Here is a 360-nt window from a genome sequence, read left to right as displayed (position 1 = left end):
CTGACCGATAAGCCGGGTTCTGTCGTGGACAGTCATTCATCTAGGCCAGCAATCGCTCACTGGCTCAAGCAGCCTACCCGGGTTCAGTACGGGCCGTACCTTATGAACCCCTATTTGGCCTTGCTCCGGGTGGAGTTTACCGTGCCACGGACTGTTACCAGCCGCGCGGTGCGCTCTTACCGCACCCTTTCACCCTTACCTGATCCCGCTTGCGCGGGCCATCGGCGGTTTGCTCTCTGTTGCACTGGTCGTGGGTTTCCCCCCCAGGCGTTACCTGGCACCCTGCCCTATGGAGCCCGGACTTTCCTCCCCTCCGCCCGTCTCCCCCGAAGAGGACGACGACGAAGCGGCGACTGTCTG

1 other RNA gene is annotated in these 360 nt (G+C 62.5%); it reads right to left on the bottom strand.

The window, feature by feature from the left end:
* Window positions 1-7 precede the first annotated feature (7 nt).
* Window positions 8-359: RNase P RNA component class A (gene rnpB / locus EO083_RS09805), an RNA gene on the bottom strand.
* Window position 360: the final 1 nt, after the last annotated feature.

It is taken from the genome of Thermosipho globiformans, from assembly GCF_003990895.1.
GTDB lineage: Bacteria > Thermotogota > Thermotogae > Thermotogales > Fervidobacteriaceae > Thermosipho > Thermosipho japonicus.
Note: the sequence above shows the minus strand (reverse complement) of the source record. Positions and strands in the feature narration are given on the sequence as shown.